Here is a 23280-nt window from a genome sequence, read left to right on the forward strand (position 1 = left end):
CGCATACGAATTACCGGGCTCGATGCGGCACGTCCTCCCCGTCAAAATAGGCGAGTAGTGACTCGACGCACATCTGACCCATGCGGATGCGAGCCTCGACCGTTGCGCTGGCGAGATGGGGAGCGAGCACGACGCGGTCGTGATTCATGAGGCCCGGGTGGACATCGGGTTCTTCCTCAAATACATCGAGGCCGGCACCAGCGATCATGCCGGCATCTAGCGCTTCGACGAGATCAGCCTCTTTGATCACCGGCCCGCGTGCCGTGTTAATCAGAAGAGCTTCTGGTCTCATCATATTCAGCGCCTCCAAGTCGAGAAGGTGATGGCTGTCTTCATTGTGCGGACAGTGAAGTGAGACCACATCGCTCGATGTAAGAACGGTTTCGAGAGAAGCGGGCGTTGCCCCGGATTCACGGATCACCGTAGGGTTGGCAGGCGATCGGTTATAAAAGATGACGTCCATGCCGAAGCCCAATGCCCGGCGGGCGACCGCCGCCCCAATTCTCCCGAGACCAATGATCCCGAGCGTTTTGCCAGCGAGTTCCATGCCCAGAATCGTTCTCGTTTCCCACCGCTCGAAGTGACCCTCTCGTACGAATGCGTCCGCTTCCAGAACGCGGCGTCCAACAGCAAGAAGCAGCGCCCACGTAAAATCAGCTGTCGCGTCCGTGAGTACACCCGGTGTGTGTGTTACTGTGATGTCGGCTTCTGCGGCGGCATTGAGGTCTACGTTGTCAAGTCCTACCCCATACTGGGCGATCACCTCAAGGCCAGGGCAGCCGGCGACAACATCAGCGGTGATGGGGTCGGCAACCGTTGTTATTATGGCACGTGCGTCTCCAATACGATCGATCAACGACTGCTCGCTGAGTCCATCGCCAGACGGTGGTGAGCCGACGGTAACATCGTGATGCGAAGCGAGGCCTTCGAGTGCACCGTCGACGAGAGGACGAGTAACGACAATTTGGGCCATGACAGAAGTGGGAGAGGCGTGGATGGGAGGACGAAATTGATCCGCGTTCGTTTACTATAGAGCGGGCGGCGGGTTTGAATGTCAAAGCGGCGAGGTAAAGGCCGATGCTTAGCTACCGGACACTTTCACTGGTACCCACGTCACTTCCACATTCCCCGGCGCGGCTGCGCCGACATGGACGGGAGTATGTGGGTATGGGAGTGTGAGAGTGCGTCATTTCTCGACGATAACGCCTCGTTTCCGAGACGTGTGGGGCTGACGCGGTCCGTTTCTCGAAGTCGCACGGAACCATTCCGTGGTGGAACCAAACTGTCCGGTACCTAGGGCCGATGCTTGAGCTGTTTCCCGTACGCGCCGATGTTTGTTGTCGCTGGGACCGAAGCAGGCGTCCAACAGGGTGGACACGGGTCGTATACGATAGTGGACGGTCCAGGGGACGACCGTTCGTAACGAGCTCAAAAAGCTGATGGCCCTACTTTTGTGTAATGGTTAAACGAGCCGTATCCTCTTCTTCCACGTCATTCTTTTTCTCTTTCGGACCACCCTCACTGTATGCGTTTCCTCAAAGTGATGGTCTGCATGCTGGTTTTTGCTGCAATGGGGAGTACGGTGGCGAGTGCCCAGGAGGCAGATACGTCATCTGAATCTGCTGACAGCACGTCCGGCGTACCAGAACAGGTGATAACTCGAGTCTCGAACTCGTTTCAAAACGGAGATGCTGATCTGCTTCTCGAACAGACCGCAGACCGAATCGAGGTCAGCTTGCCAGGAACGAGGGCATATTATAGCCGGTCGCAGGCTATGTACGTTCTACGAGCATTTTTTCAGGAGCATGACCCCACTCGCTTCGAGATCGAGGACGTGTCGAAGGCTGGTGCAAGTTATTTTGTGACCGGTCGGTTCTGGTATTCACGGAGTGAGCAGCCGATGCATGTCTACACTCGGTTTGTAAGCCGCAGTGGCCACAAGCTGTACGAGATCCGCGTTGAGCCGCTCCGGTAGCTGTCGGTCTGCGCCTGTTCGCGCAAACGCTCTGCGACTCTTGCCTCCATCATGCGCTCTCGTTTTTCCCGGTTCTGGCGACGATATGGCCTCTTCTTCGGTGTTGGCCTGGCGCTCATCGTTGCCCTTGCCTTGACATGGCAACTTCGTCGGGTTACGGAAGCAACCGTACGCACGTCCGAATCGCAGTGGCAAGAGCGAATTGCCACCGAGGCGCTCGCCACGATCGAAGAAGACTTCGAGCAACGGCACAGCCGGCTTGTTCGACGTGCTCGTTCGATGGCGCGAGATTCGACGGTCATTCGGGCATTGTCCGCATGGAACGTCGCCGGTGAACGCCCAACCCGTCTGCTACGCCGGGTGAGTTCGCTTCGTTTAGAGGAGCGCACGGGCGTCGAGGTTCGATCCGCGTCCGGAGCTCTTCTTGCCTGGCAGGGGGCATCGATTCCGGCGCGTGAATCCATCGCGTTCTCGACGCCATCACGGATCGTTTCGCCTCGGACGACGATAGCAACCGACAGTGACGTGCGGCGGGCCCTTGCCGTTTGGTGGCCGGTGGAGCACGAGGGGCTCGTTATAGGTGCCGTTCGTGCGGTCGAGCTCATCCAGTTTCATCCGCCCGTTCAAAACCGATACATTGAGACGTTTGACCTCGAGTCGCAGTGGCGGACACTCACGGACGAAGCGATCGAGATTACGTACGGCGATCTCGCAACAGCCCGGACGGACACGTCGAACCGTGCACAGCACACTCTGAAAGGTGTGAGTGGAGAGTCCCTGGCTGTGGTGACGGTCCGGCCTCCGTCGGGGGATCGCCTCATCGAAGTCCAGACAGCGATTTTCGATGACCTGATTGTGCTGTGGATTTGCCTCCTGGTGTTTTGCTCGGTCGCAGGATGTTGGGTAGCGTATCAGGCACAAGGGAGGTCAACGGAGAACGCAGATGGTGATCGAGCCGCGCTACGTCTTCTGTGGTTTTTCCTGGCTGCAGTCGGATGGGTCGGTTTGCGGTACGTGATGGTTGATTTGGATGTGCCGGGGCGGTGGATGGAAATGTCATCGCGACTGGCGGCGTTGTTCGATCCGACGCATCTAGCCTCTACTCTTGGATGGGGCGCTCTGCAGTCAACCGGCGATCTTCTCGTCACCGCTATCTTCGCGATCGTAAGTGCGACAGCTTTTCTTCACCTCGCATCCCGAACGCGTCCCGAGACCGATTCACTCGCAGAGCTTGCCGAACGTCTCAGCGAAACCGAATCGGATGACCCGCGACCGCTACGTTTCTTTCTGACGATCGCTGCGGCTACCGGTCTGATCATGGGCCTTGTGGTGATGCTCTCGAACGTTGTCCGGCGGGCGGTCCTCGATAGCACACTCGATTATTTCTCGCGGACGGGGGTCCTTCCAGAGCCGCTTGTGATGATCGTGCTCTGCTCGCTTTTTCTGCTCGCCGTATCCGCCGTTCTCGCGGGGACAGCCGTCGCTTGGATGGCGACTCGTGTGGCAATTGAGCATCGGCCCTCGCGTTGGCCCCGTGGGTTGACGATCATCGGCATCACCTTCGTCGTTACGGGCGTAATTGCCGGGTTTTATGTACTTCCGGTTGCCAGTCCGGCCGTGCCGATTCCCGTTGTGATGACATTTGCGGGGATTGTCCTGGTTGCCGCAACGCTGGGAGTTCTCTGGCCGCACGGTGGAGTCGGGCAGCTCACGTTGAGAGGGCTTCTTCCGTCCGTTCTGGCGCTCACGTTGTTGCTGTACCCCATGCTATATATGGGCATGGATACGCAGCGCCGGGATCGGATGCGTGGGGCCGCGATGTCGTTCGAGGAAGGGCGAGATCCCCGTGTTCTGTATTCAATCGAGCAGATGCTCAAATCGTCTCGACAGGAGCTGTCTGCTTCATTCTCGGATCGAATTCGGACGCCCGGTGGTGCCGCCGCGCCTTTGCAGGTAACCACAGCTTCTCGCGAATCCGACCGGCCTCCAGCCACCACGATCGATTCGGTTGCCACTCGGCTCGTGCAGCGGTCCCTGCTTGCGTCTCTTACGACGTACGAGGCGAGTCTGATTTATGTCGATGAGGCCGGGACTCCACAGTGGCGGTATACCGCATCGGGGGTCCGGGCGCGCCGGACATCGCCTCGGCCCAGCGACCTCAGTGCCTTTCAGCGGCTGCGGAGCCTTTATCGCATTCAGTCGCCTTCCGGCCCACTGGTTGAACAGCTTGAGGGTATGGCAGGTGACAAGCGTACGCCTAATCTGCTTTACGCCGGCTTGATTCCGGTCGAGCCTTCAGCAGACGGTGACGAGGAAGGTCCGGGGGCAAGCGGCTGGATCCTCGTTCGAGCCGAACCTAGATCTCTCTTACCGGGGGCTGGAACGGGCGTACCGGCGGTTCTGCTTCCGGACGGATCGTACTCCGATCTCTATGCTGAGCTGTCCCTCGCCGAATTTCGTGACGGCGCTCTGGTTCGCAGCCTTGGACGCGATTTCGGTCGAGCGCGCCTTCAGGCTCAACTCCGGTCATCGCTGGATGCGGACTCGCTTCAGTGGAAGAGCGAATCCGTTCGAGGGGCCCGTTATCTCACCTTATACCGAAACGCATCGGCGGCTCCAACGCGAGAAGGCGGGACGCAGACAGCGGAAGAGCGCACCATTGCCGTTCGGATTCCCTCGGTGCTCGCATTTGATCATCTGTACTACATCTTGCGGCTGACGATCGCCGGGCTGTTCGTCACCTTCTTGTTCTACCTTTTGGGGCTATATGGTCGCTATCAGCGTGGCCTTCTCCCCGCACCGACAGTCCGATTTCGAGACAAGGTTCTCAGCGCGTTTCTCGCCGTGGGCGTCGTGTCGATGATCGCGGTCGGTGTTGTCGGTGTACAGGTTGTGACGAGTGAAAATGAGCGGGTCATTCAACGTCGACTCCATGATCATCTGAATCGGGTCGAGGAGACGCTTGCCCTCGAAGCGCGACCGGGAGAGATGATGTATCGGGTGGCGGAACGGATCGATCTCGACTCTCTCGCGGCCCGGGTTGGACTCGATCTCCGTTTGTACGACGGCGCCGAACTTCAGGGTACCAGTCGTGCCCGATTGGTCCGTGATCGGCTCGTAGATGACCGTCTCCCGGTCGACGTTTATCGAGCGCTGTACGATGATCGCTATCGTTTTGCGACGGCTCCCAGCTATGTCGGAAGCTTCCGGTACGTTGTTGGATATCAGGCGCTTCCGGGAGAGGATGGGTCGCCGCGATACGTGCTGGCGGTGCCGACACTCGCTCAGCAGGAGCGCATCGAAGAGGAGCAGGCCCGAACGCTCGCGTATCTGTTTGGTGCGCTCCTCATCCTGGTCGTGGTGGTGATGTTGACGGCACTATTGCTCGCAAATGCTCTTGCACGCCCGATTGCCCAGCTTCGCGAGGGGCTGGAAGCTGTTGGCGAGGGTCGATTCGCCCGAGCTCTTCCCGTGAACACACGCGACGAGATTGGTGATCTCGTTCGGACGTTCAACGAAATGCGGGAGCAATTGCGAGAGAGCCGGCGGAAGCTAGCCAAGCAGGAACGCGAACTCGCCTGGCGTGAAATGGCGCGGCAGGTAGCACACGAGATCAAAAACCCGCTGACGCCGATGAAATTGTCGATTCAGCACCTTCGACGTGCGTACAAGCGGGAGCATCTATCGGATGATTCGACATCGAACGACGGTGGATTTGCACAGATGTTCGAGCGGATCACTGGGACACTTATCGAGCAGATTGAAGCACTTGCACGCATCGCAAATGAGTTTTCGTCGTTTGCCCGCCTACCAACTCGGGTCCCCGAGCCTCTAGATTTGAATGAGGTCATTCGCGAGGCAACCCGGTTGATGAGGGAAGAAGATAACGATGTAGATCTCATTTTGGACCTACACCATGCCCCTCTGGTCGTTGAGGCCGACCGAGAAGAGTTGCGGCGGATCTTTATCAACTTGATCAAGAATGCCATTCAAGCCATTCCTCAGCACCGCGAAGGGGAAATCGTACTTTCTACGCTACCAACGCAGGGGGAAGGGGACGCATTACCGTCCGTCAAGTGCACGATTGAAGACAATGGGACAGGAATTCCGGAGTCGCTACGAGACAAAATCTTCCAGCCAAACTTCTCAACGAAGACGAGTGGAACCGGGCTCGGGTTGGCGATCGCGCGCAAAAGCATCGAAGAGCTAGACGGCCAGATCGACTTCTCGACGGTTGAAGGTGAAGGGACAACATTCCGGATTCGCCTTCCCCTTTCCGAAGAGGCGCCGGTAGAAGCCTAGCCAGGCTTGACGATGCATGTCGCTCCCCCCATGCTATGGATTCGGGGAGTTCGAGTCTGCGTATTGTGAAAGCATGCCGACGTATATGTAAGGTATTACATTCAATATTTCGCTCTGTATTCGTGCTTTCCTCAGGGTGTCATGCAATTAAGTGATACCATCAATATTCCCTTGTCACATATAGTGAAGGGTTGACTGCGGTCTTTCAGTGTGGGGGAATTCACGTCGTCTCAATTTGGTTACATTTTGTTTCAGTTGTCTTGGAGGGAGGCAACTCGATTTCAGTTAAAGGTGGGCATCAGGCGTGCTGCACCGTCCTTTAATGCGGTATATTTATGATTTTATCCGCGAAGAGATGATTATTGTCTGTTATTTGTAACGGGAAATGCTGGCGAGTGCCATCTTCTATATTCCTGAATCGAGGTTTTTGTAAAGATCCTGTTCACGGATCGGCTCGATTCAGTTGATTTTCTTCATCAGCTGTCTAAATTGTCATTCGTGTGAAAGTGGCTGTCGGTCTGCAGATGTCGTCTGAACCAAATCACTTTAGAGTGCCTCCCGAAGCGGATGGGAGCGCACTTCGTGTGGTTGGTTTTGATTTTACTCGACCCTGCTTAAGTGCTGCTATCGCATCCCCTGACACCCTTTTCGTATTCTCAAACGAGAATATTATTTGTTTGGATTGGATGCGCGATTGTAGCGCGTGATCTGTCACGCTTTCACAGTGTTCGCAGGGCTACGGAAACTGGCTCGACGGCGTTGAGGAAGGCCTTGTGCCGGTTCCTCACCGATTCGTGGAGTGGTTCGGCTCTGCCAACCGCCGCACTGGATATTACCCATCCCACTGTTTTGGCGTGCGCGACTCTCTCTCCCTCGACCCTGTTCGATTATACCACGCAGGCGCGATTCAGCGTCTGGCATCTCACCCGAAGATTGCAGAGACAACAAATATCCCCCAGCCGTACCCCAAGGACGGAGCGGCGAGCTGGATTATTTCTGCAATGCCGCGGCAGATGGCGGGGGTTGAGTACTCGTTTGCCATCATGCGCGAAGACGATGATACCCTCGTCGGGGTCACGTCACTGATGAACGTGGGGCAGGGCGAGGCCGAATTGGGATACTGGATCGGATATCCGTACTGGGGAAACGGATATGCAACGAAAGCAAATCGGCTCGTGCTTGAGTTTGCCTTCGAGTCGGTGTGTCTGGATACAATTTACGCCCGACCGCTCCTCCGCAATGCTGCATCCTGCCGCGTGCTGGATAAGCTCGGGTTCGATCTTGTTGACGTCGTCGAGAACGTTTTCCCGAAATGGGACAATACCGACTCGCTCGGAATGTACGAAATCGAAAAAGTGTACTGGTCGTCCCGTTGCAACAGCGCCGAATCCAGGGAGGGATTTGACAACGTGTCATCGGCCGCTGCGACGATGGGGTCTTAGGCCGCTGGTCGACGGCGGTGCGCGATCACCAACCCAGCAGATGTTCGTCCACGCGTGCACCGTCGTGCATGAACGAGCAGGCGTCGACTCCAGAAAATCGATAGGGCCGGGTGTGTCTGCTGGCGACGGCGAAACTCAAGCGATCTTAGAAGCCGGGCGTTGGAATTGATTGCTCGGGGTCAGATCCTGTATGCTGTTCCCTACCCGATGCTACCAGCGCTGTTTTGGTGTCGGTATCGGAATAGCTCCACTTGTCCCCAACCTCAGGACCGAAGATGTCGAATCCGCAGATTGACCGCCTCGAAGTGGGCGAAACCGCACCCGATTTCACCGCTCCGACCCAGGACGGGACGCCCCTTACCCTCAGCGATTATCGCGGTTCGTGGGTTGCCCTGTACTTTTACCCGAAGGACGACACTCCGGGTTGCACCAAGCAGGCGTGTAACCTGAGGGATGGCCTCTCCAAGCTCGAAGAGCACGGAGTGAAGGTGATCGGGGTATCAGAGGACGACGTTGAGTCGCACGAAAGCTTTGCCGAAAAGCACGACCTGCCATTTCCGATCATAGCGGATCCGGGTCACGACGTTCTCGATCCATATGGCGTTTACGGTGAGCGAAATATGTACGGCAATACGTTTCTAGGTACCGCACGTACGACCTACCTGATCGATCCTGATGGCGTCATTCGGCACGTGTTTAAGCGTCCGAAGACGAGCGCCCATACGGAAGAGATTCTGAAAAAGCTTGAGGGATTGAAGTAGACGGCTGGATGAACATTTTCGGTAGGGTTGAAGTAGGGGGCTAGCGCAGTTCCAGTTCGGAGGACGCGTCTTGGCTCCACCAATTGGATCCCTGCCGGCTTCCGTGCTACTCTCGATCGACCGCCTGACCTTGCTCCATGGTTCACGACAAGTACGAGCCCGTGATTGGGCTGGAGGTCCACGTCCAGCTTGACACCGAGTCGAAAGTGTTCAGTCCAGATTCGACGGCTTTCGGCGCCGAACCGAATACGCAAGTCGATCCCATATCTCTCGGCCATCCTGGCACGCTGCCCGTCCTGAATCGGCGCGTCGTGGAGTACGCGGTGCGATTGGGTCTTGCGACGCGATGCAAGATCTCGCGCCAATCGATTTTTGCCCGCAAGCACTATTTCTACCCGGACCTTCCGAAGGGATATCAGATCTCACAGTACGACACGCCAATCTGCTACGATGGCTTCGTAGAGATCGACCTCGAGGCAGAAGATGGAGAAACGAATGGTACCGGGGAGGCGCCCGATGCCCATCACGCGACAAAGCGAGTTGGGCTAACCCGAATTCACATCGAGGAGGACGCCGGAAAGTCAACGCATACGGATGATGGGTCGCTCGTCGATTACAATCGATGCGGCGTACCGTTGCTTGAGGTGGTCTCCGAACCGGATCTCCGTTCGCCACGCGAGGCCTATCTATACCTCAAAAACCTCCGCCAGCTGGTCCGCTATCTCGGAATTAGTGACGGAAATATGGAGGAGGGGTCGCTGCGATGCGATGCAAATGTGAGCGTACGTCCATGTGGGCAGAATCGGTTTGGTACGCGCACCGAGCTGAAGAACCTGAACTCGATGCGTCATGTCGAACAGGCGCTGGAATATGAGATTACGCGCCAGATCGCGAGTGTCGAGCGGGGAACGCCCGTTGAGCAGTGCACTCTGCTATGGGACGCGGATGCAGGCGAGACGCGGATGATGCGCTCGAAAGAAGATGCACAGGACTATCGCTATTTTCCCGACCCTGATCTTGTTGCCGTCGAGCTCGATGACGACGACATCCAGGCGGTCCGGGCGAGTCTTCCGGAGATGCCGGACGAGAGACGCGAGCGGTTTGAGACCGATTTTGGTCTTCCCCCGTACGATGCCGGTGTTTTGACCGAGGAGCGTCAGGTGGCGGATTACTTCGAAGATGCCCTCCGCGCCCTGTTCAAGCGGACGAAGGGAGGCGATACTCGCACGCAGGCGAAGCTCGTGTCGAACTTCGTGATGACGGATGTGCTCCGCGTCGTCAACGAAGACAGTATCTCCGTTCGAGATCTTGCTGTTACGCCCCGACGCCTTGCGCAACTGATTTACCTTCGCGTGGAAGACAAGATCAGCTCCAGCGGAGCGCAGGAGGTTTTCGAAAAAATGCGTACCGATACGGACTCCTCTGCGGGCAAGATTGCAGACGAAAATGACCTGATCCAGGTGTCCGACCGTGACGCAATCGAGCCGGTCGTGGACGGCGTTCTGCAGGATAACGAGGACAAGGTCGACGCATATCTCGGTGGAAAGGAGGGGCTTTTAGGCTTCTTTATCGGTCAGGTCATGCGTACCTTCGACGGATCCCCCAATCCGGAAGTCGTCCGTGACGTACTGAAAGAAAAGCTGAACGGTCGCCGCTCTGATTGATGGTTCAGTCGTGATGATTCGGTCCGTACGTGGGCCGGCCCCAAAGATTGTTTTTCGCACCATCCCCTTGATCACTACGCCGCATCGGCGGCACCTTTTTCGTGAACCACTTTTCGATAACAAAGACCGGCGCTCCTACCGCCGGTGTTCCCCTCCCTCTCCCGATACGGTACCCGTTACTTGCTACCGTTGTCGTGATCGCGCTGGCGCTATCGATTTCTGCCTGCGGCGAATCATCGTCTGCTTCCAAGCCGGTGCAGAGCGTGATTCAAGGTCACATTACCGTCGATGCGAACGTTAGCGGAGCAACGGATTTTAGTGGATTCGAGATTCTGGTTGTTCGCCCGGACGGTCGGTCTCTGGATACTCTTGGGCGGGCGGAAACAGCGAGAGATGGCGCGTACTCGGCCGTGGTCACAGCACCGGAGCGTGGCATCTACCCGCTCGTCATACGCCGCCGGGGCAACGTGCTTCTGCGCACCGACTATGTTGTTGCAGACAAGGACACGGCGTCGATGAACATCGCCTTTCCGTTTACGGGCAACTACGTTCCCATTCGCTCGGTAGAAAACTCCGCTCTTGTTGCGTACCGCAACACGATGGGGCTTCATCGGCAGCGTCTCATGCAGCGTTTGCAGAACGACGCGTATTCGGAGAACAATGTCTCGATGAACGTTCGTCAAACGAGCAGTATTCTCTGGGGAATGCGAGAGAACTATTCCGGCACCTACGCCGCGCAGATCGCCTCGGTCGAGTCGCTCGCACTACTCGAGTCGTGGAATGACTCGCTCGTCGTCGTTCGGGCAGGACAGATCGAGCCGGCCAATCCGCGGTTCGTGACCGCAGGACGCATCGCCCGCCGGGCAGAGGCGCGACGTAACGGGCAGGAGGCGGCCGTAAAGCTGCTGGGCGACTTCAAAACGCGGGCCTCGACGGACGAGCAGCGAGCCGCTCTGCAAGCTGAACTCGTGCGGACGTACATCGATAGCCTCCAAGAAGAAGAAGCGCTTGCGGCTGCCGACGACCTCGCTGATGAGTTTGACGATTCCGAGTGGGCCGATTGGGCTGACCGAGCTCGCTACGAGGTGGAAAACCTGTTGCCTGGCAAGCCCGCTCCGGACATGGATGTGAGAACCGTTCAGGGCGAGTCGCTCCGCCTCGACGATTACGAGGGATATCTCGTCGTACTCGAGTTCTATCATCCGTCGGACGATATGTATCAGCGGCAGATTCCGACGCGCAATGCGCTGTACGAAGCAACCCGAACCGATTCTGTCGCCTTCATCTCGGTGTCGCTCGAACCAGACTCTTTGTTGAATCGGGCATTCTTCGACGGCCGAACCCTTCCCGGCAAACATGTTATTGCGGGCGATGGGGGAGAAGACCCGATCGTCGAGTCGTACAACATTGGCACGGTGCCCACGCGCTACCTCATCGATCGAGATGGTTCAATCGTTGATAAATACCCGGGGGCAACGTTCTTCTCTCTACAGGATGCCATCACCGAGCGATTGAGCGCTCGTCCCAATCGACGAATTAGTCCCCAAACGCCCTCGGCAACCTCGTCTCCTCCGGCCTCGCGCTAAGCTCAATCGATAAGAACCTGTTTGGCGAACAGCCTTCGGCCACCCAACGGGACGGACCTCCCAACGGTCGGTCTTCGCGACGCTCGCCACACGAGGCTTGGTTAGTCTTTCGCACCATGTCTAAAGCACCATTTCGAAAAGAGAAACGTCATGCCTCTGATCGGCATGAACGCCGGCGCGTACGTTTTCGCGATCCATCCGGCAAACAGGTTATGAACCCTTTACGAATCCGGTTCGATACGTACGGCCATGCCGGAGAAGTAACGATCGGGCCGCGGTAATCTCTTGATCTCCGGGTCCATTGTTTCGTAACTTATATTCTGTTTGACGCTCTTTTCGGCGATTCGCACGTGCATCCTTTTTCGAGATGCCGACCTGCTATTGGCGTGGGGGCACTTTCGCATTTACGACTTCCGAATCTGATTCTATTTGCAACATGGGTACACTCGCCTACATCAAGAACTTCATCCGGGACCGTGATGTCGCTGCCATCACACCGTCCTCGAAGTTTCTCGTTAAGCGCGTGTGCAAGTGGATTGATTTCGACACCCCGCGTCGGATCGTAGAATATGGGCCAGGTACCGGTGTATTCAGCAAGTACCTGCTCGAACACATGCATGAGGACTCCGAGTTGATTATGATCGAGGGGAACGCCTCGTTCGTTGAATCTCTGCGTGCATTTTCGGAGCCGGATCCTCGTGCGGTGGTTGTTCACGATCGAGCCGAGAACGTCCGTAAGATTTTGGACGATCGAGGGCTGGAATATGCCGACTATGTGCTTTCTGGTATTCCGTTTTCCTTTCTGGACGACGACGTCAAGCATCAGCTGATTAGCCGGACGAAAGATGTGCTAAAGGATGACGGGAAGTTTCTCGTCTACCAAAATTACAACCACATGGAGAAGCCGCTTCGGCGGCACTTCGACACGGTAAAACGTGAATACGAGTTGCTGAATGTACCTCCGATGTTCGCGTACGAAGCACTGAAGTAGCAGGATCGACGGATCCTCCGGTCGTACGGTCGGGGGCTTCACCAACTACCGCCCTCTCACGGGGACGTCTCGATAACCGTTCGACGATTGCCTTCTACTACTTATGCTGATTGCCGGAAACTGGAAGATGAATACCGACGTCGACAGCGGCACGGAGCTCGCCGCTGATATCGCCGCCGCTGTGAAAAAAAGCGACCTTGGGACGGTCGCCCTCGCCGTGTGTCCGCCATATGTTAGCCTGACGTCTGTCAGAGAGGCACTTGGCGAAACGAGCGTCGCCTTAGGAGCACAGAACGTGCATCATGAGGACGAGGGTGCGTTTACCGGTGAGGTGTCGGCGAAGATGTTGCTTTCAGCCGGCTGTAGTCACGTTATTGTCGGCCACTCCGAGCGAAGGGAATACTTTAGCGAGTCGAACCAGGATATTCAGCAGAAGGTTGCTCAGGCACGAGCGAACGGCCTCGTACCCATCCTCTGCGTGGGGGAAACGAAAGCGGAGCGAGACGCGGGGGACGCAAAGAACGTTGTTGAACAGCAATTGCGCGGTGGGCTGGCCGGCGTAGACTTCGGCGCTCCCGACGACCTTGTGATTGCGTATGAACCAGTGTGGGCGATCGGGACGGGGGACACCGCGACGCCGGATCAGGCGAATGAAATGCACGCGTTTATCCGTGGCCTCCTCGATGATTTGTACAGCAGCGCGTTTGCCGATGACGTGCACATCCTGTATGGCGGCAGTATGAAGCCACATAACGCCGAGGAATTGTTGAGCCAGCCGGATGTGGACGGTGGGCTGGTCGGTGGCGCAAGCCTGGACGCCGAGAGCTTCATTGCAATCGCAGAGCACGGCGCGTCCATTCAGGCCGGTGCCTGACACGACATTCTCGGTGTAGTATCGATAACGTATTGGGTTCTGTGACCCGTGCGCCGTTTCGGTTCGTAACCGAAGCGGCGCTCTTTGATTCAGCCAATGGGATGGACAGTTCTGAATAGGGCCAGGCTTATGGTTCGGAGGTGTGGTTGGAAATCGTGTGGCCGAATTGAGATGGGTTGAGAACATTGCACAACGCCGTGATTGTAGCAGAAGACTCACGGTTCGATTGAACCTTGCATTACGACGTTTTATACAGGCGTTACAGGACCGAACGTATACAGCGGAATCGTGTCCAGTTGTTTTGATGGCGGACCTCGGCTCCTGCTGCATACTTGATAATACGTCCGGCATGGTCCGTGATGTGACTGTTTGCGCCGACAGGAACTCGGCTCCGATGTATTTACAATTTCGTTCAGACTGACAGACTTCTATGCCGTACGCGAGCATTACCGGCTGGGGCCATTACGCTCCCGACAACGTCGTGACGAATGACGACCTGGCCCAGCACATGGAGACCAGCGATGAATGGATTCGCTCGCGCTCAGGGATTCGAGAGCGGCGATTTGCTGAAGAGGGGGAAACGACGGCGACGATGTCGATCGAGAGTGGAAAGCGAGCGCTTGAGCGCGCCAATCTTTCACCCGAGGAGTTGGATCTGATTCTCGTCGCGTCGTCATCGCCGGACTACCTGACGCCTCCAGTGTCGAGTCAGGTTCAGGAAGGGCTCGGTGCGAAGCACGTGGGTGCCATGCAACTCACCGTTGGCTGCACGGGATGGGTGTACGCGATGGTAACAGCAGAACAATTCATCCGGACGGGGGCCTACGAAAACATTCTGGTTGTCGGCACGGAGTTGACCAGCCGTTGGCTCAGCTGGGAGAATCGTGGCACCGCGGTGCTTTTCGGCGACGGGTCGGGGGCGGTCGTCGTCCAGGCTTCTGATGAGCCGGCGGGCATCCTTGGTCACGTACTTGGTTCGGATGGCAGTGGGGCAGAAGACATTATTTTACCCGGTGGAGGCGTGGCGCAGCCTCTCACACATGAGCGGCTTGATGCGAATGAGTACAACATCAAGATGAACGGGAGGGAGGTCTTCCGTTTCGCCACGCGCATCATGGGAACGGCGCTGGAAGAAGCTTTGCATCGTGCAGAGCGGACGGTCGATGATATTGACCTTTTCGTACCTCATCAGGCTAATGCGCGCATCATCGAGTATGCGGCGAAGGACGCCGGCCTGCCTCGTGATAAGGTCGTTGTGAACGTCGATCGCTACGGTAATACGTCTGCAGCGAGCGTGCCCATCGCGCTGTCCGAGGCATTTGACGAGGGCAGAGCTCAACCAGGAGATACGATTGCTGTGGTCGCATTCGGTGCCGGGTTGACGTGGGCGTCTGCGATTGTACAGCTGTCCGCGTCCTTTCCTGCGCTTCAGGAAGTGGCGGAACACCCGGCTGAAACACGAGCCCGGACCAAAGTTCGGATGTAGCGACTACAGCGAGCCGCGGACGGACCTTGTGCAGCGGATCATTCAGTTGACCTTTACGCCCTGAACCTTCGGCCCTTGTCATCTCCAGATGGCAAGGGTGATTTGTTTCTTGAGAAGCGAGTGCCGTTTAGAGGCGACCTGTCAGCGACAGGTCGTTGAAGCCCGTGTTAAGAAAAGAAAACAATGTCGACGAATATTTCGAATCGTCGCCCGGAATAGCCTGTATCGTCCGATAAGACCGGTTTTCTTCGAATTCGGTATAGGCGTGACTCGGTGCCGATAGGGGGAAAGGGCAAAAATCTTTTGATGTTGTGTTAAGGGGGCGTTACGTTGAAATAGGTGTTGGACACGACAGGACCGGGAACTATATCCCAAAGTTGTAACGCGAGGTGCTTGTAGTTGCGTTACGCGAACCTGTCGAGCTCTGAATCCTGCGCTTGTGGCGATTCCCCGCGGTGGTTTTCCTCGCCGCGGTGATTGCCGGCACGGCCGGAAAGGAGCACTCCGACATACTCAGGTTTTTTCACAGGGCCAAGACGCGTGATTACTACACTGATTGCACTCCCAGGTGCTTTTCACTCGTTGTTTCGCTGGTCCTTCCAGCGCTTTATCTCGGCGACGTCTTTGCCGGGACAAGAGCGCGGTTGGCGCACGTCGTACGTTGCCTGTTTAGGTGGCTGTAGCGCCTTCTAGTACTGCCGTCCCTCGCTTCCTCCGCAGATTTGTACTCTTGCGTCCGTCGTTCGACCGCGATTGGCACGTTTTACAAGACTTCTGCGCGAAGCGCTCAATGCATCGCACGTCTTACGCGGTGCATTCTATGAACTCCGATCCATTGTGGGGGCGTAAATTTGTTTGATTCGGAGTTCACTCGTTCCGACTCCTCGTTTAGTGAGACTTCTAGATTATGTTACGAAAGCTACTTACCGCAGCCTTTGTGCTGTCGTTGGTGGCGCCTGGATGGGCACTGGCTCAAGATACCGGTACCATTCAAGGCGTTGTCACCGATAGTACAGCCGGCGCGTCCATCCCAGGGGCAAACGTCGTCATCAGAAGCATCAGCATGGGTGCCGCGACAGGTGCAGACGGATCTTACGAGATCTCGTCCGTTCCTGCCGGTGAATACTCGGTTACGGCGTCGTTCGTCGGCTACGTGGCCAAATCTCAAGAGGTCGCCGTGGAAGCAGGAGAAACGGTGACGCTTGACTTCGCACTCGCACCGCAAACCGTTGAAATGGGCGACGTCGTTGTGACGGCGCTCGGTGTTGAGCGAGACCGTCGTTCCGTCGGTGCCTCCGTTCAGCAGGTGACCGGTGAGGAACTTGCGCAGGTCGAAAACGAGAACTTCGTTTCGTCCCTCGCGGGTCGTGTGTCCGGCGCCTCGATCAAGACGTCGAGTACGATGGGCGGTTCGGCGAACATCACCCTCCGCGGCTTCAACTCGCTGACCGGTGATAACCAGCCGCTGATCGTGATCGACGGTATTCCGATCGATAACAGCACGCAGCGGACCGATGTCGGCCAGGAAAGAGGTTTTGGTGGTTTCGACTACGGGAACGCCGCGTCGATCATCAATCCCAACAACATCCAGTCGCTCTCCGTCCTGAAAGGGCCGGCTGCCGCGGCTTTGTACGGATCGCGTGGTGCAAACGGCGTGATTCAGATCACGACGAAATCTGGCGAAGACTCTGACGGACTCGGAGTGAGCTTCTCTTCCGGTGTCCAGGTCCAGCGCGCGTACCAGTTTATGGATTACCAGAACTCGTACGGCGGTGGTGCTGCTGGGAGCACGTTCCGTACGCTCCAGGGTAATGACTTCGTCCTGGATGGAAGCAGTGACCAGTATGTTGCCGACTACGCAACGGATGAGTCCTGGGGCCCACGCCTTGATGGACGTAACGTGCGCCAGTGGTACAGCTGGGACGACGTGAACGATCTGAACGGTGTCGCCACGCCATGGGAAGCCCACCCGGACAACGTGAAGGATTTCCTTCAGACGGGAACGCGGTACTCCAATGACCTCGCGGTGTCTGACGGTGCAGAGTCGTACAACTACCGTCTGTACATGGGCAACGTGAACATGAAGGGCGTCATGCCGAACAGTGAAATGGATCGGTATCGCTTTGGGGTCAACGGTACGGTTGACGTATCCGAGAGTCTGACGGCGAATGCTGTTGCTGAGTACAACTACCAGGAGGCTCAGGGCCGCTCGGGAACGGGTTACGGCTTTGCAGAAAACGCCTTCGCTCAGTTTAACACCTTCGGTCAGCGTCAACTTGATCTCGGACCGGACAGCTACATGCGCGACTACCTGCGCCCGGGCCGCCAGCAGCGCGGTTGGAACTGGGCCGGTGTTCAAGGTGCGCAGCAGGGGACGTTCCAGTATACGGATAACCCCTACGTCGGTCGGTACGAGAACCTTCAGACCGATGACTCGCAGCGCTTCTTTGGTAAGGCGCAGCTGAACTACGACATTGCCGAGGGCATCGGCAGTAGCTTCATGGTCACGAATGACCATCGAACGGAGCGTCGTGGTGAGCGCGTCTCGCTGGTTTCTTCCGAGCAGTCGAGCTACACGGAAGATGTCATCGAAGCTCAGGAAATCAACACCGAGCTGAAGTTCGATTACGAAACGCAGTTCGCCAATGACTTCGACCTCGATGCCTTTGTTGCGGGTCGAATTCGCTGGGAAACGTTTGAGCGGAACCGCCAGGCGACCTCCAACGGGCTTGCTGCTCCGCAGCTTTACACGGTTGAAAACTCGGTCGGTCGTCCGGAGATTACGGACTACTTCCAGCAGAATGCCGTGTACTCCTCGTACGGATCGGTCAACGTTGGATACAACGACCTGGTCTACATGACGGGTACGCTGCGTAATGACTGGTCCTCGACGCTGCCCGAAGACAACAACTCGTACCTCTATCCGTCGATTCAGACGTCGTTCGTCTTCTCCTCTCTCGAGGCTCTCGAAGATCAGGACGTTCTGTCGTACGGTAAGCTGCGTGCGAGCTGGGCGCGTGTCGGTGATGACACCGGCCCGTATCAGCTCGACGTTGTCTACCCGGTCGAAATCCCGTACGCCGGTCAGTCGATTCAGCGCGTTGATCGCGTTCTGAACAACGCCAATCTTGAGCCCGAAATTACGACGGGTGTTGAGGTCGGACTGGACCTTGAGTTCTTCAACAACCGTGCATCGCTTGCTACGACGTACTACCGCGATGTCACGCGTAACCAGATTCTCTCGACGGATGTCTCGCCGGCCTCTGGCTTTGGTGGAACGGTCGTGAATGCTGGTGAGGTGCTCAACACGGGTGTTGAGGCGCAGCTTGGTGTCACGCCGGTTCGTACCGAAGAGGTGAACTGGGATATCAACGTGAACTGGGCACTCAATAACAACGAGATCGTCGAACTCGCAGAAGGGATCAACACCTATGTGATCGGCGACGGTGTCTTCGCTCCTCCCACGGTTGCACAGGTGGGCGAGTCGTACGGTACGGTGTTCGGATCGAGTTTCATCCGCGACGCCAACGGCCAGATCGTCTACAACCGTTCGGGTGTCCCGGTCGCATCGGGTGAGAGCAAGTCGCTTGGATCCTTCCTTCCGGACTGGACCGCAGGCGCATCGACAAACCTGAGCTACAAAGGCGCGTCGCTGAGCGTTCTCGTCGAAGGACAGAAAGGGGGCAAGATTTGGTCGCTCTCCAACGCCTTCGGCACCTACAGTGGTCTCCTCCAGGAAACTGTTGAAGGTAACCAGCGCGAAACCGGCGTCATTCCGAGCGGTGTTGTGCTGCCGAGTGGCGTGGATCGTGCCGATGCAGCTACCACGGAAGGAATTCCGTTTGGCGAAGCTGTCGGACGCATTAGCGCCGCCGGTTTCTGGAAGAATCAGTTCTTCGGCCCGCTTGGCGATAACTTCCTGTACGACGCTTCCTACATCAAGCTGCAGGAAGTCGTCCTCGCCTATAACTTCCCGAGCCGTTGGTTTGCAAACACTCCGATTCAGCGTTTGAATGTCGCTGTGACGGGACGTAACCTGGCGATCCTTTATAAGAAGGCGCCGAACATCGATCCGTCGCTGACAATGTCGACCGGAAACTTCCAGGGCTTTGAAGCCGGGCAGATTCCGCCGCAGCGTCAGCTTGGCATGCGCTTCAACCTCACGTTCTAGGAACGTTGAGTGCCTCGCTCCCGGCGGCTCCGGTCGCCGGGAGACCGAGAGGCCCTGAAGCTGGATTGGACCGTTCTGCACATTACACGCAAGATCACTGATATGAGACGTTTTACGACTCCCTTACATCTCATCATCGGGGCGCTTGTCCTGGCCGTTACGGTCAGCGCATGCGACCTAACGAAGATGAATGAGAACCCAAACGCCTCCACTTCTCCTGATGTGGATGCGCTCATGGCCAATGCCATGAGGGATTTCTCGAATTTCTACTACGACGATGAATTCACGATGCGCGGGTCGAACCTGCTCGCGCAGTACACGACCCAGAACTTTTACCCGACGGAGAGCACGTACGCTGCCTTCCCTCGGCCCTGGGACGAGATTTATTACCCGCTCAACGACCTGAAAACGGTTATTGAGTTGAACCGCGAGGACCCGACGATTTCGGCAAGCCCCGATAACTACATCGCGGTCTCGCAGATTTCGCAATCCTTCATGTTCCACGTCCTCACGGATTACTACGGGGATGTTCCGTTCAATGAAGCGCTGGCTGGGCAGGAGAACTTCGCTCCGGCGTACACGCCGCAGTCGGAGATTTATCCCTCCCTTCTCGATTCGCTGGATACGGCGATTGGGAATATCGACGCAAGCGCACCTGGACCGGGAGGTGATGTCATCTTTGGTGGTGACATGGAGAAATGGGAGCGGTTCGCCAACTCCCTGAAGCTCCGCATTGCAATGCGTATGGAAAGTCAGAACGGCGCCTCGGGTGTCCTTGACACCCAGTCGGTTTATGACAACGCAATGCAGAGCAATGATGACAACGCGTACTTTCAGTTCACGACGTCGGCCGAGCATCGTAGCGACATTTACGAGAACCGGTTCGTTGCCGGACGAGACGACTTCGACGCCTCGGATCGCTTCGTGAACGCGCTGCAGCAGTACAGCACGACCGATCCGCGCGCTGAGGTCTACTTCCAGACGGATATCAACGGTGGATACACCGGCTTCCCGTACGGACTCCAGCAGCCTGCTGCTCAGGATCTGTACTCAAGCAACCTCCCGTCGGAGACCTTCTCGCGCCCCGGAGACCGTTTTTCCGCGGATGCTGCAGAAGGTCTCTGGATGAACTACGATGAGACGCTCTTCATCAAAGCGGAAGCGATCGATAAGGGCTACATCAGCGGCAATCGGGACGCAGTGTTTGAAGATGCTATTCGCGCAAGCATTGCGCGCTGGGATCTCGACCCGAACTCTGCGCAGGCAGATGCCTACATCGCTGAAGTCATGAGCGATGTCAGTAACAATGGCTTTGACCAGGTGCTCGGTGAGCAGAAGTGGATTGCCTTCTACTTCCAGGGTGTCCAGGGCTGGAGCACGTGGCGCCGTCTCGACTTCGAAGGCTGGATTCTCCCGCCCACGGGTGGAAACCAGGGTGCATACGCGACAGCAGGCGAGAGCGGCGTGCCGCTGCGCTACGACTACCCGCAGAGCGAGTTCTCCCTCAACGGAGACAATGTCACCGAAGCTGCGACGTCCCAGTTCGGAGGTACGCAATCGGAGACGCCAATCGGGCGCATCTGGTGGGATACCAATCCGCCGCCGTCTGAGGTAAACGTCCCTAACTAATAGGGCGAACTCCCTCTAGCTCAGTTGTCGCGGCGCGTGCGTCGTGAGTACGCACGCGCCGCATCGGTCTATCCTTGTAATTGCAATCATACCTATGAACGTTCAACTACGAACGCCGCTTCTACTACTATTGGCCGTCGCCTTCGTGGCGGCTGGCTGCGACCAGAGCGAGCAGCGGCTCGACTTTGAAACCGGAGATTCTTATATCACCACGCAGGTCTCCTCTGCAGGCGGCGATGCAACCAAGTCTGAGGTTGTAACGCCCGACACCGTAACATATCGCGTCCAGGGATATACGGTTGACAAAACGTACACCTGGACAGTGAATGGCACGGAGCCGCCAGTGGCAGCGCACCCCGGTGCAACGGAAACCCACGTGTGGGAATCCCGCAACGGTGAGTTCGTCACGGTCATCTATTCTGATGCCGACCCGATCGCCACCGGTAGCGCGCTTAACGCGATTTCGATGGATGCGACCGGAGATGACATTAACGCAAATGTCGACTCGATTACGGCAAGCGTATCGGCAAATGTCGCTGAGCAGGTGAACCGCTTTGGCGTGTTCGCTACTCTGAGCGGTGCTGTTGGTGCAACCGATGTGGATAGTCTCCTCACCGATGCACCGGATGCGACGCTCTTTGCTCCGGACAATAATGCCTTTGACGCACTTGACACCGCGCCGACGAATGCTGTCGATGCGGACGAGCCGGTCGACTCGGGCATGCTTGCTGACTTCCTGAAGTATCACGCCCTCGGCACGAGTGCCGAAGCGGCCGATCTGGCATCGCAGACGTATGAAACGCTGCTGCCCGGTGAAACCGCCGGCTCGCAGGCGACCATCACGGTCGACGCCAGTGGCCCCGTCACGATCAACGGAAACGCCACCGTCACCCAGACGGATGTCATGTCGACGAATGGAGTTCTCCACAAGATCGATGGAGTGCTCGTTCCCCCGATTGCTTCGATTGACTTCACCGATCAGACGGTGATGGATGACTCGGTCGAAACAGCACCAGGTAGCGGCATCTACACACCGGCCGATTCCGTGACCGTGCAGGGCGCGTTCCTGCCGGAAGGTGGCTTCGTCGTGCTGCACGATAGCACGCAGCTCGCCGCCGGTAACACGCTGGGAAGTATCGTCGGCGTTTCCGATTACGTCGAAGCTGGCATCAGCACCGATGTTACGGTGCCGATCGATAATGTGTCGAGCACGGCGGTCGTTGGCGCCATGGCGCACCAGGACACCAACGATAACCAGCAGTACGACTTCCAGATATCGGGTGGTACTGCAGACGGTCCGTACACGCGCGATGGAGCAGCTGTGATCGACAACGCGGAGATCGCACCTCCAGCCAACTAACGAGACATCGCATCGTGGCGAAAGCCGCGGCGATAGTTATCAAACGAGAGCCGATCCCAGCGATGGGGTCGGCTCTTTTTTATGTCAACCTGGTCCGATTCGGCTGTAACGCCGGACATCCTGGCCTCACCTATAAATTGGAATCACGTATCTGCGACGCAGTGCAAATATGATCAGCCCTCAGGATACGGTTGGGCTGACATCGACGGAGCTGCTGCCGTCACGTGAGCATGTGAGGTGTCAAACCGGGTGCCGATCCCGTATTATATTGACGATCGATGGAAAAAGACTATCAACGCAAATAGAAACGCCCAGCGGCTGACAACAGAGCCATTGGGCGTCTTGAGGAAGCGTATTTCGTCGACGTGTTTCTCGACGAACCGTTTTATCGACATCCGGGAGCAAAGCACGCGTCCCAGACACCTTGTACTCGCGAACAATTACTCAGATGCGGATGCCTCCGTTGAGGCCGTTTCAGATGTCTCGGTCTCACTGGATGACTCAGTCGCCGATGGACTTGTAGACGATTTGTCGCCCCCGTTCGATCCGTCCTTGTAGTCTGTAATGTAGAAACCGTCTCCCTTGAAGATAAGTCCGGCGCTGCCTGCAATAATTCGTTCTACAGGCTGCCCGGTTTCCGGGCATTCTTCGAGCGGTTCATCCGTGATCCGCTGCTTAATTTCGAACTTTGTACCATCCTCGCGGCGGTATACGTACGTAGGCATGCTGAAGGGGGGAGATCGGTGAAACGGACATATTTCATCGGACACGCGGTTGAAGCGCGAAATCCATCACGTCCCTCTCGCAAAGGATGTTCCATGCGAAGACCGAGTTCTTAGACTGCCTATATGGCAGAAAACATTCGGGGATCAACTGAAGGCTATTGGAACTCCATTTGGACTGTTTCCGGCTGCGTGGGGGGCGCGCGGCCTTCTGCACCAGAGGCACTAGCCTGGCCTCGCTGCATCTCCTAAGGCCACGCTACGCCTGCTTCGCATGCCGTGTCAGAGATCGTCTCGTTCGCGCTCGACGCACAAGC

14 protein-coding genes are annotated in these 23280 nt (G+C 57.0%); 12 read left to right on the forward strand and 2 right to left on the reverse strand.

Annotated features, from left to right (window positions below; genetic code table 11):
* Positions 1-10: 10 nt before the first annotated feature.
* Positions 11-973, reverse strand: coding sequence for a 2-hydroxyacid dehydrogenase (locus tag CRI94_RS05780; protein ID WP_098074706.1), 963 nt, complete (start codon positions 971-973; stop codon positions 11-13).
* Positions 974-1525: 552 nt separating this feature from the next.
* On the opposite strand from CRI94_RS05780, the gene CRI94_RS05785 reads away from it, so the two are divergent.
* From CRI94_RS05785 to CRI94_RS05840, 12 genes are all read left to right on the forward strand, one after another.
* On the forward strand, positions 1526-1975 hold the full coding sequence (locus CRI94_RS05785) for a DUF4783 domain-containing protein (RefSeq protein ID WP_098074707.1): 450 nt from the start codon (positions 1526-1528) through the stop codon (positions 1973-1975).
* A 51-nt stretch (positions 1976-2026) separates the two neighbouring features.
* On the forward strand, positions 2027-6277 hold the full coding sequence (locus tag CRI94_RS05790) for a sensor histidine kinase (protein WP_098074708.1): 4251 nt from the start codon (positions 2027-2029) through the stop codon (positions 6275-6277).
* 854 nt (positions 6278-7131) lie between these two features.
* Entirely contained in the window at positions 7132-7719 is a 588-nt protein-coding gene (locus CRI94_RS05795) for a GNAT family N-acetyltransferase (RefSeq protein WP_179862182.1), read from the forward strand.
* Positions 7720-7994: 275 nt separating this feature from the next.
* Entirely contained in the window at positions 7995-8480 is a 486-nt protein-coding gene (bcp, locus tag CRI94_RS05800; RefSeq protein ID WP_098074710.1) for a thioredoxin-dependent thiol peroxidase, read from the forward strand.
* Between the two features lie 137 nt (positions 8481-8617).
* Entirely contained in the window at positions 8618-10144 is a 1527-nt protein-coding gene (gene gatB, locus CRI94_RS05805) for an Asp-tRNA(Asn)/Glu-tRNA(Gln) amidotransferase subunit GatB (RefSeq protein ID WP_098074711.1), read from the forward strand.
* Between the two features lie 194 nt (positions 10145-10338).
* On the forward strand, positions 10339-11730 hold the full coding sequence (locus CRI94_RS05810; protein WP_098074712.1) for a TlpA family protein disulfide reductase: 1392 nt from the start codon (positions 10339-10341) through the stop codon (positions 11728-11730).
* A 436-nt stretch (positions 11731-12166) separates the two neighbouring features.
* Positions 12167-12721: a class I SAM-dependent methyltransferase gene (locus CRI94_RS05815; RefSeq protein WP_179862183.1), complete on the forward strand. Its 555-nt coding sequence runs from the start codon at positions 12167-12169 to the stop codon at positions 12719-12721.
* Between the two features lie 103 nt (positions 12722-12824).
* Positions 12825-13595 carry a triose-phosphate isomerase gene (tpiA, locus tag CRI94_RS05820; RefSeq protein WP_098074714.1) on the forward strand — a complete coding sequence of 257 codons (771 nt, stop codon included), beginning with the start codon at positions 12825-12827 and terminating at the stop codon, positions 13593-13595.
* A gap of 430 nt (positions 13596-14025) precedes the next feature.
* On the forward strand, positions 14026-15081 hold the full coding sequence (locus tag CRI94_RS05825; protein WP_098074715.1) for a beta-ketoacyl-ACP synthase III: 1056 nt from the start codon (positions 14026-14028) through the stop codon (positions 15079-15081).
* A 907-nt stretch (positions 15082-15988) separates the two neighbouring features.
* Positions 15989-19252, forward strand: a complete 3264-nt coding sequence (locus CRI94_RS05830) for a SusC/RagA family TonB-linked outer membrane protein (protein ID WP_098074716.1) — start codon at positions 15989-15991, stop codon at positions 19250-19252.
* Between the two features lie 102 nt (positions 19253-19354).
* Complete coding sequence (locus tag CRI94_RS05835; RefSeq protein WP_098074717.1) at positions 19355-20881, forward strand: SusD/RagB family nutrient-binding outer membrane lipoprotein; 1527 nt, start codon at positions 19355-19357, stop codon at positions 20879-20881.
* A gap of 94 nt (positions 20882-20975) precedes the next feature.
* Complete coding sequence (locus CRI94_RS05840) at positions 20976-22241, forward strand: fasciclin domain-containing protein (protein WP_098074718.1); 1266 nt, start codon at positions 20976-20978, stop codon at positions 22239-22241.
* 440 nt (positions 22242-22681) lie between these two features.
* Here CRI94_RS05840 and CRI94_RS05845 read toward each other — a convergent pair whose 3' ends face one another.
* Positions 22682-22966 (reverse strand): FmdB family zinc ribbon protein, encoded by a 285-nt coding sequence (locus CRI94_RS05845; RefSeq protein ID WP_098074719.1) that lies wholly within the window; start codon positions 22964-22966, stop codon positions 22682-22684.
* Positions 22967-23280: the final 314 nt, after the last annotated feature.

This window comes from Longibacter salinarum (genome assembly GCF_002554795.1).
GTDB lineage: Bacteria > Bacteroidota > Rhodothermia > Rhodothermales > Salinibacteraceae > Longibacter > Longibacter salinarum.

What these genes read in the sequence shown, in the direction of transcription:
- CRI94_RS05815 (WP_179862183.1), top strand. Translation starts at nt 12,167, where the DNA reads ATGGGTACACTCGCCTACATCAAGAACTTCATCCGGGACCGTGATGTC.
- CRI94_RS05825 (WP_098074715.1), top strand. Translation starts at nt 14,026, where the DNA reads ATGCCGTACGCGAGCATTACCGGCTGGGGCCATTACGCTCCCGACAAC.
- gatB (WP_098074711.1), top strand. Translation starts at nt 8,618, where the DNA reads ATGGTTCACGACAAGTACGAGCCCGTGATTGGGCTGGAGGTCCACGTC.
- tpiA (WP_098074714.1), top strand. Translation starts at nt 12,825, where the DNA reads ATGCTGATTGCCGGAAACTGGAAGATGAATACCGACGTCGACAGCGGC.
- CRI94_RS05845 (WP_098074719.1), bottom strand. Translation starts at nt 22,966, where the DNA reads ATGCCTACGTACGTATACCGCCGCGAGGATGGTACAAAGTTCGAAATT.
- CRI94_RS05780 (WP_098074706.1), bottom strand. Translation starts at nt 973, where the DNA reads ATGGCCCAAATTGTCGTTACTCGTCCTCTCGTCGACGGTGCACTCGAA.
- CRI94_RS05830 (WP_098074716.1), top strand. Translation starts at nt 15,989, where the DNA reads ATGTTACGAAAGCTACTTACCGCAGCCTTTGTGCTGTCGTTGGTGGCG.
- CRI94_RS05790 (WP_098074708.1), top strand. Translation starts at nt 2,027, where the DNA reads ATGCGCTCTCGTTTTTCCCGGTTCTGGCGACGATATGGCCTCTTCTTC.
- bcp (WP_098074710.1), top strand. Translation starts at nt 7,995, where the DNA reads ATGTCGAATCCGCAGATTGACCGCCTCGAAGTGGGCGAAACCGCACCC.
- CRI94_RS05840 (WP_098074718.1), top strand. Translation starts at nt 20,976, where the DNA reads ATGAACGTTCAACTACGAACGCCGCTTCTACTACTATTGGCCGTCGCC.
- CRI94_RS05785 (WP_098074707.1), top strand. Translation starts at nt 1,526, where the DNA reads ATGCGTTTCCTCAAAGTGATGGTCTGCATGCTGGTTTTTGCTGCAATG.
- CRI94_RS05835 (WP_098074717.1), top strand. Translation starts at nt 19,355, where the DNA reads ATGAGACGTTTTACGACTCCCTTACATCTCATCATCGGGGCGCTTGTC.